Consider the following 6,805-nt stretch of genomic DNA (forward strand, 5'->3'; position numbering starts at 1 on the left):
ATAAGTAATTTTATAGTGTCTTTTGACTATACATATAAATTTGAAAGATACTCCCCATCAGGGATGCAATTGTTAACTATCGGACTAAAACTGTAAAAAATTTTTAAGGTATCATGGAGAGGGCTTTGAAGATATTTTTAACGCTTTTTGTCCTTTGTTTTCAAGTCTTGCTAAGTGGTGGAAAAACTGGCTTTAATTTTCTTTCCATTGGTGTTGATGCAAGGGTAGTTTCACTTGCTGATGCTGGAGTTGCACTACCTCCTGAAATCGGGACGATTTACTACAACCCAAGTGGGCTTGCTTTACATAAAAAAACTTCTCTTTTGCTAACATACAGGAATTGGCTTGTTGATGGTAGATTTATTTACACTTCTTTCTCGTTTCCATCAAGATTTTCAAATTTCGCTATTAGTTTAACCTCATTTAGCATCCCTGATATTGAAATAAGAACAAGACCAAGCGAAGCTCAAGGTAAATTTACATTTCGGGATTTATCCATTGCTTTTTCAGCTTCGCCAAACTGGAAATCAAGAATTAAAACAGGAATTACAGTCAAATACATTTTTGAGAAAATTTTTGTAGATGAGACACACCTTGTTGCTTTTGATTTTGGAGTTTTATACGCCTTTGCAATTTCACGGTTTAATTTTTACACAGGGGCATCTTTAAAAGACATAGGTTTTAAGGGGAAATATAGAAATTCAAGCGTTAATCTACCCTCAGCAATTTCAATTGGGGCTTCAGCATCATATTCGGTAGCACAAAGTGGCATTGAAATTTTACTACTTGTAGAAGCAAAGCGTAAATTTTATGAATCAGTAAATCTAATTAGCACTGGTTTTGGATTTAAATTTTTATCCAGTTTTGTCTTAAATTTAGGTTATGTATCTGGTAGAAAGTTGGAAAATTTAAGATTTGGAGGAGGAATAGAACTTAACAAGATCCGACTTTACTATTCATTTTCATCACTTGAATATAACTTTCCAAATTCCCACACGATAACAATTAACTTTAACTTTTAAATGAAAAGATCTAAAATTTTGATTATCTTCCTTGGAAATCCAGCACATGATTCAAGAAGTTTAAAGATATTTAAATCATTGTCTGATCTTGGATATACTGTAAGGATTATCTGCGCACATCAACCTGGGGAAAATTTTTTAAACCACCCTTGTATACTTTATGTTAAAATAAAAAGTTTTAAAAGGGCATTTTTTAGAATTTTAATGTTTTATATAAAGGCACTTCCACTCGTTTTGAAGGAAAAAACAGATATTGTAATCGCATCGGATTTATTTTCATTGTCGTTGGCATGGCTTGCTTCTAAAAAAAATAATAAAGCTAAATTAGTATACGATTCCCGAGAGATTTACTCCGCACTTGCATCGCTTCACAGGCGTAAATTCAAGCAATGGTTGATTACAAAGTATGAGACATTTTTTGCTTTAAATTCTAACTTAATTTTAACTGTAAATGAATCACTTAATAAATTTTTATCAGACAAATTCTATAATAAAAAAATTCATACTTTGCATAACTTCCCCCTGAAAAAAGATGAAACAAAATTGTTTGTTATACCACAAAAATTTTTCAGCCCAGATAGTATCTTGTTGGTTTACTTTGGATTGTTTCATCCAGGGCGCGGGTTGAATCTTTATTTCACACTGATTGAAAAACTCCGCCATGAATTTGCCAACATAAAACTTTTGCTAATTGGAAAAGGAGAACTAAAATCGGAGATAGAAAACGAAATAAAAAAGAGAAATCTTCAAAATGAGGTTTTAATTTTTGGTCCTTATTCCCCCGAACAATATATTTTGATGCCAAGCGTTAGAAAGATTATAGGTTTATGCGTAATTGAACCATTGGGGTTGAGCTACTTTTATTCATTGCCAAACAAGGTTTTTGAATACATACAACATCAAATTCCTTTTATAGCAAGTGATTTCCCTGAAATAAGAAGTATAGTGAGAAAATATAACCTTGGAATTTTGGTCAATCCAACCGATTTTGAAAATGTTTTCTCTGCAACATTAGAATTAATTATCAATGATGATTTATATGAAAATCTGAAACAAAACTGCAAAATAGCTTTAAATGAATTAAACTGGGAAAGTGAGATAGAGAAATTTCACGAAGTCATCAAATCACTATAACGATTTCCTTTTTATTCCCCTTTTTTCTATAAATCTTCCCACGGCAAAAAGAAAAATGCCAACACCAGCAAATAGCATTTCTTTGCTCATGCTCCCCTGTAAACCTGCAATTAGCCCTATCATCGTCTCAGCGATACCGATTGCCTGAAGAAATTTACCCAGGGTTATCATCTTTAGCTTTTAATGTTAGGTTTTAACTTTTTAAGCATAGCTACTCCAGCGATAAAAATAACAATTGAAATTAACTGGGCCTCTGAGAGACCAAAAATCAACGGTGGGTTAATGCGAATAAATTCAATGAAAAACCTTTCCATAGAAGAAAAAATTAAATATATTCCAAAAAGTTCTCCCGAATACTTAATTCTTTTTCTATAAATCCATAAGAAAGTAAAAATCAAAACCATGATTAAAAACTCGTAGATAGGGGTTGGGTGAAGTTTTATAAATGTGTCAAACTCAGTAATTACGCCAAATTTATCCTCTCCAACGATTTTTGATGCTTTCTCCCAATAACCATATTTTTCCGCAAGATCAGGAAATCTTTCAAAGTAATCCCGGAGTGCGTAGGTTGGTTTTAAAGTACCATTGGCATATATAGCGCCCCATGGTAATGATGTTGGAATGCCATAATCTCCATCGCCAGAAAGGTGGCATCCTATTCTACCAATTCCATATCCAAGAGCAAGCGCAGGTGCTACGGCATCAAGAACCTTTAAAATCGGAAGTTTCTTTCGTTTTGCGTAAACAAATAGGATAATAAATGCGAGAATAAATCCTCCATACCATGTTAAGCCGCCGGCAGAAAAAAGCATTTCAAGTGGGGATGCTAAAAAATCTTTTAGATTCTCAATCAAATATAAAATTTTCGCCCCAACAATTCCAGACACAAGAGCTAGCACAACCATTTCATTAGCATAGTTTACATTCAACTTCAATCTTTTGAATTCCCTACCAAGCAAATAATCCGCAACAAGAAAAGCAATCGCCATCATAAGCCCATAGCTATAAACGGGAATGGGTCCTATTTGAAATAAGATAGGTCGCATATTAACGCTCAATTATGTTTAACTTAACAAACTTATTTTTCCTCGGCTCGTTTTCCACAGAAATATTATCTCCAGAAATTAAAATTGAAAAAATGTTTTTTAGATTCTCCTTTTTAACTATCGTTAATGTATAAACGCCATCTGTGTAATTGTAAAAGTTATATTCAAATCTTGCTGGTCCAGGACGAGATACAGGCGAACTTGGTGGTTTAAAGCCTTGAATTTTAAAAGTTATTTTTTTATCCCCAACGCTTACTCTGACATCTAACTCATAATTAAATGCAAGGAAATGTTGTGTTGTTTCAAATAAAAATTTCAAGAACTTCTGTTTTTTTAACTCATCATATTCTTTTGAAATGTGAAGAATAAAATCGTATTTTAGCTCTGGCTCAATTCTTGGCAGTTTTCTCGGCATATTTTGAGATTACAAATTCAGAAATTTTATTTAAATCAACTTCAATTTGCTTTGCTTTCTTCATATCACGAAGCACACACTTACCGTTTTTTTAATTCGTCCTCGCCCAAAATTATGACATAATGAGCTCCCTGTCTATCAGCTTCTTTCATTTGAGATTTTAAACTTCTATCTAAAAGCTCAATTTCACATGGTATTAATTTCCGTCTCAAATCTTGAGTGATACTTAAAGCGATTTTCCGTGGCTCAGAACCAAGGTAGGCAACATAAACAAATGGTTTGGTGCTCTCATTAAAAGTATACTTTTTCTTTTCAAGGATTAACATCATCCTTTCAATCCCAAGCGCAAAACCAACCCCAGGAACCTCAGGACCTCCAAGCTCTTTTGAAAGAAGGTCATATCTTCCTCCGCCAGCAACTGCGTCTTGAGAACCAAGATCAGGGCTTATTACTTCAAAGGCTGTTTTGGTATAATAATCAAGTCCACGAACAAGGTGCGGTTCTATTTCATATCTTACTCCAAGGTAATTCAAATAACTTTTTAATTTTTCAAAATGCTCCTCACAATTAGCACACAGATATTCATAAATTAAAGGTGCGTTTTCTATCACTTTTTTATCGCTTTCATCTTTTGAATCAAGAATTCTCAAAGGATTCCGGTCAAGTCGCCTTTTGCTGTCTTCGGATAAGGTATCGTAAAATTTTCTAAAATATTCTTTTAAAACCTCTTTGTATGATGGCCGACAAGTTTCGCAACCAACGGAGTTAAGTTTTAGGTTATAATTTTTTATTTCAAAACTTTCAATTATATGAATGACAAGTGAAATTATTTCAGCATCAACTTCGGGATTTGGACTTCCTATCGCTTCAGCTCCTATTTGATGAAATTGTCGCAATCTACCAGCCTGCGGTCGTTCTTGCCTGAACATTGGGGAAATGTAATAAACCTTGAAAAGTGGCGTTTGTTTATTTATCCCGTATTGAATATATGCCCTCATCACAGACGCCGTCATTTCAGGTTTTAATGTTAAACTTGTTCCGCCTTTATCAAGAAATGTATACATTTCCTTGCTAACTATATCCGTAAGTTCCCCAATTCCTCTTGCAAATAGCTCCGTTTCTTCAAAAATCGGCGTCCTTATCTCTTTGTAATTATAAACTTCAAAAATTTCCCTTACCTTTCGCTCAACATGCCACCATTTGTATGACTCATCGGGTAGTATATCCCTGGTGCCACGGATATTTTTCAAAATTTTTTTCTCAGCCAAGGTATTTTTCTTCCTCTGTTTTGAATAATTCTACAACTTCTTTTGAATCTTTCGCGTTAAGCAATCTCTCACGGAAATTGTTATCATTCATAAGTTTTGAAATTCGGCTCAAAAGCTTTATATGTGGTCCAACCATATTATCCCTTCCAACAAGTAAAAAAATTAAACGAACTGGCTCTCCATCAAGTGAATCGTAATCAATCGGTTTTTTCGTAATTGCAAATGCTGCAACAATATCTGTAACAGCATCCGTTTTCCCATGTGGAACCGCAAATCCTTTCCCAACCCCTGTTGTCATTATCTTCTCCCGTTCAAAAACCGCTTCTCTTACTTTGTTTACATTTTTAACTTTTTCCGACTTTGATATCAACTCAACAAGTGCGTTTATAGCGTCTTCTTTAGATGAGACATCAAGACCAACAACAACAAAATCTTCAGTTAAAATATCACTTATTTTCACCTTCTAAACCTTAATTTTATTTTTCAAGATTTCATCCACCGTTCAACTTTATCTGAATAAGTGGCGAGCAAATTCTCTACCTTTTTTTCCTCATCCGATTCCGCGAATAAGTGAATCTCACTTCGCTGTCTGTCCGGCAAAATTAAAATCCAAGTGAAATCATCCATAAAGATTTTAACCCCATCTATCAATTGTCGCCTATATTTTTCAGACTCAAGCGTTGCATAACGCATAACCTTTCCCTTCAAATCGCGAGAACACGGTAAAACTTTATGTCTTAGAACAAGCTTTGGCAAAGATTTTTCAACCTCGCCAACTTTTAATCCTGTTATAGATATCAATTCAAGAATTTTTGATATAGAAAACATCCCATCGGAAGCGAAAAGAAACTCCGAAAATATAAATCCTCCTTTCGTTCCACCAACAAATTTTACCTCTGGATCTTTTAGAACAGCTTCCATCATCCCGTAATGTGAGTTTTTAGTCCTGACAACCTCAACCCCATATTCACCTGCAATCATATCAACTTCAAGCGAAGCAGTTATAGGAACAGCAATTTTTTTAACTTTATCACGATTTGCTTCAAGATACAATTTTACTACAATGGAAAGAAGACGATCGTTTTCAATCAATTTCCCTCTTTCGTCAACAACCCAAATTCTTTCGGCCCCAGGATTTAACATAAACCCAACATCATAACGAATTGAAGTTACAATTTGGGAGAGTTCATCAATAGCTCTTTTGAACTCCTTCTCATCTTTTGTTAATTTTGACGGATCAAGATAAGCATTTAAGGAAATAACTTGACAGCCAAGTTGTCCAAGTATATTTGGGAAAATTGTAACTGCAACACCATTTGAATAATCAACCACAATTTTAAAACCTTGTTTTCTAATGATTTCAATGTTCAATGATTCTAAAAATTTTTCAACATACCCTTCAGCTACTCTTACTGGAAAGTTAATTGTCCCAACTTTATCGTAAGGGACACGGGGGAAATCTTCACCGAAAAATAATCTCTCAATCGCTTTTGCTTTGCTCACAGGTAAATCCACTCCATTTGAATCAAAAAATATAATATCCGTTTGATGCTTATCAACCGGAGATTTTCTTACATGAAGTCCTCCTGCGTATCTTCCACTGCGAAGTTCATGCCTAACCATAGGGATTGATGCGATTCTAAGATCATCAACATCAAGTCCTGCTGAAATAAGTCCACAAATTAAAGCACGATTCATCATCCTTGAAACATTATCCACATCCCGACTCACAAGCACAGTTTTCCCCTGCCCAAGGAAAGCACCAAATGCTGCCCCAAGTTTTGCCCCAAATTCAGGCGTCATTTCAATGTTTGAAATTCCACTGACCCTTGATTCAGTGAAAAGCTCCTTAAGCCACTTATCCTCCCAAACCAAACTTTTTGATAAAATTGAACCATCCTCAACGACCTTCCATGGCCA

At 34.6% G+C, this 6,805-nt stretch carries 8 protein-coding genes; 2 read left to right on the plus strand and 6 right to left on the minus strand.

The annotated features are described in order from the left end of the window. Nucleotides 1-113 precede the first annotated feature (113 nt). Complete coding sequence (locus tag AT685_RS07940; protein ID WP_072152220.1) at nucleotides 114-1,022, plus strand: PorV/PorQ family protein; 909 nt, start codon at nucleotides 114-116, stop codon at nucleotides 1,020-1,022. Further along, entirely contained in the window at nucleotides 1,023-2,156 is a 1,134-nt protein-coding gene (locus AT685_RS07945) for a glycosyltransferase (protein ID WP_072152221.1), read from the plus strand. On the opposite strand, the gene AT685_RS08495 is transcribed toward AT685_RS07945, so the two are convergent. The 6 genes from AT685_RS08495 to AT685_RS07970 all read right to left on the minus strand — a co-directional run. Then, on the minus strand, nucleotides 2,151-2,327 hold the full coding sequence (locus AT685_RS08495) for a hypothetical protein (RefSeq protein WP_159420511.1): 177 nt from the start codon (nucleotides 2,325-2,327) through the stop codon (nucleotides 2,151-2,153). The two genes, AT685_RS07945 and AT685_RS08495, sit on opposite strands and share 6 nt — an antisense overlap. 2 nt (nucleotides 2,328-2,329) lie before the next feature. Continuing rightward, nucleotides 2,330-3,202, minus strand: a complete 873-nt coding sequence (locus AT685_RS07950; RefSeq protein WP_072152222.1) for a prolipoprotein diacylglyceryl transferase — start codon at nucleotides 3,200-3,202, stop codon at nucleotides 2,330-2,332. 1 nt (nucleotide 3,203) lies between these two features. Beyond that, nucleotides 3,204-3,617: a hypothetical protein gene (locus tag AT685_RS07955; RefSeq protein WP_072152223.1), complete on the minus strand. Its 414-nt coding sequence runs from the start codon at nucleotides 3,615-3,617 to the stop codon at nucleotides 3,204-3,206. 80 nt (nucleotides 3,618-3,697) lie between these two features. After that, complete coding sequence (hisS, locus tag AT685_RS07960; protein WP_320409085.1) at nucleotides 3,698-4,885, minus strand: histidine--tRNA ligase; 1,188 nt, start codon at nucleotides 4,883-4,885, stop codon at nucleotides 3,698-3,700. Continuing rightward, nucleotides 4,878-5,345 carry a PTS sugar transporter subunit IIA gene (locus AT685_RS07965; RefSeq protein ID WP_072152224.1) on the minus strand — a complete coding sequence of 156 codons (468 nt, stop codon included), beginning with the start codon at nucleotides 5,343-5,345 and terminating at the stop codon, nucleotides 4,878-4,880. The genes hisS and AT685_RS07965 overlap by 8 nt, the downstream gene beginning before the upstream one ends. Nucleotides 5,346-5,368: 23 nt before the next feature. After that, nucleotides 5,369-6,805: phosphohexomutase domain-containing protein (locus AT685_RS07970; protein ID WP_474114254.1), on the minus strand; the 1,437-nt coding region annotated here is incomplete at its 5' end.

This window comes from Candidatus Kryptobacter tengchongensis, assembly GCF_001458555.1.
Lineage (GTDB): Bacteria > Bacteroidota > Ignavibacteria > Kryptoniales > Kryptoniaceae > Kryptonium > Kryptonium tengchongense.

What these genes read in the sequence shown, in the direction of transcription:
- AT685_RS07940 (WP_072152220.1), top strand. Translation starts at nt 114, where the DNA reads ATGGAGAGGGCTTTGAAGATATTTTTAACGCTTTTTGTCCTTTGTTTT.
- AT685_RS07945 (WP_072152221.1), top strand. Translation starts at nt 1,023, where the DNA reads ATGAAAAGATCTAAAATTTTGATTATCTTCCTTGGAAATCCAGCACAT.
- AT685_RS08495 (WP_159420511.1), bottom strand. Translation starts at nt 2,327, where the DNA reads ATGATAACCCTGGGTAAATTTCTTCAGGCAATCGGTATCGCTGAGACG.
- AT685_RS07950 (WP_072152222.1), bottom strand. Translation starts at nt 3,202, where the DNA reads ATGCGACCTATCTTATTTCAAATAGGACCCATTCCCGTTTATAGCTAT.
- AT685_RS07955 (WP_072152223.1), bottom strand. Translation starts at nt 3,617, where the DNA reads ATGCCGAGAAAACTGCCAAGAATTGAGCCAGAGCTAAAATACGATTTT.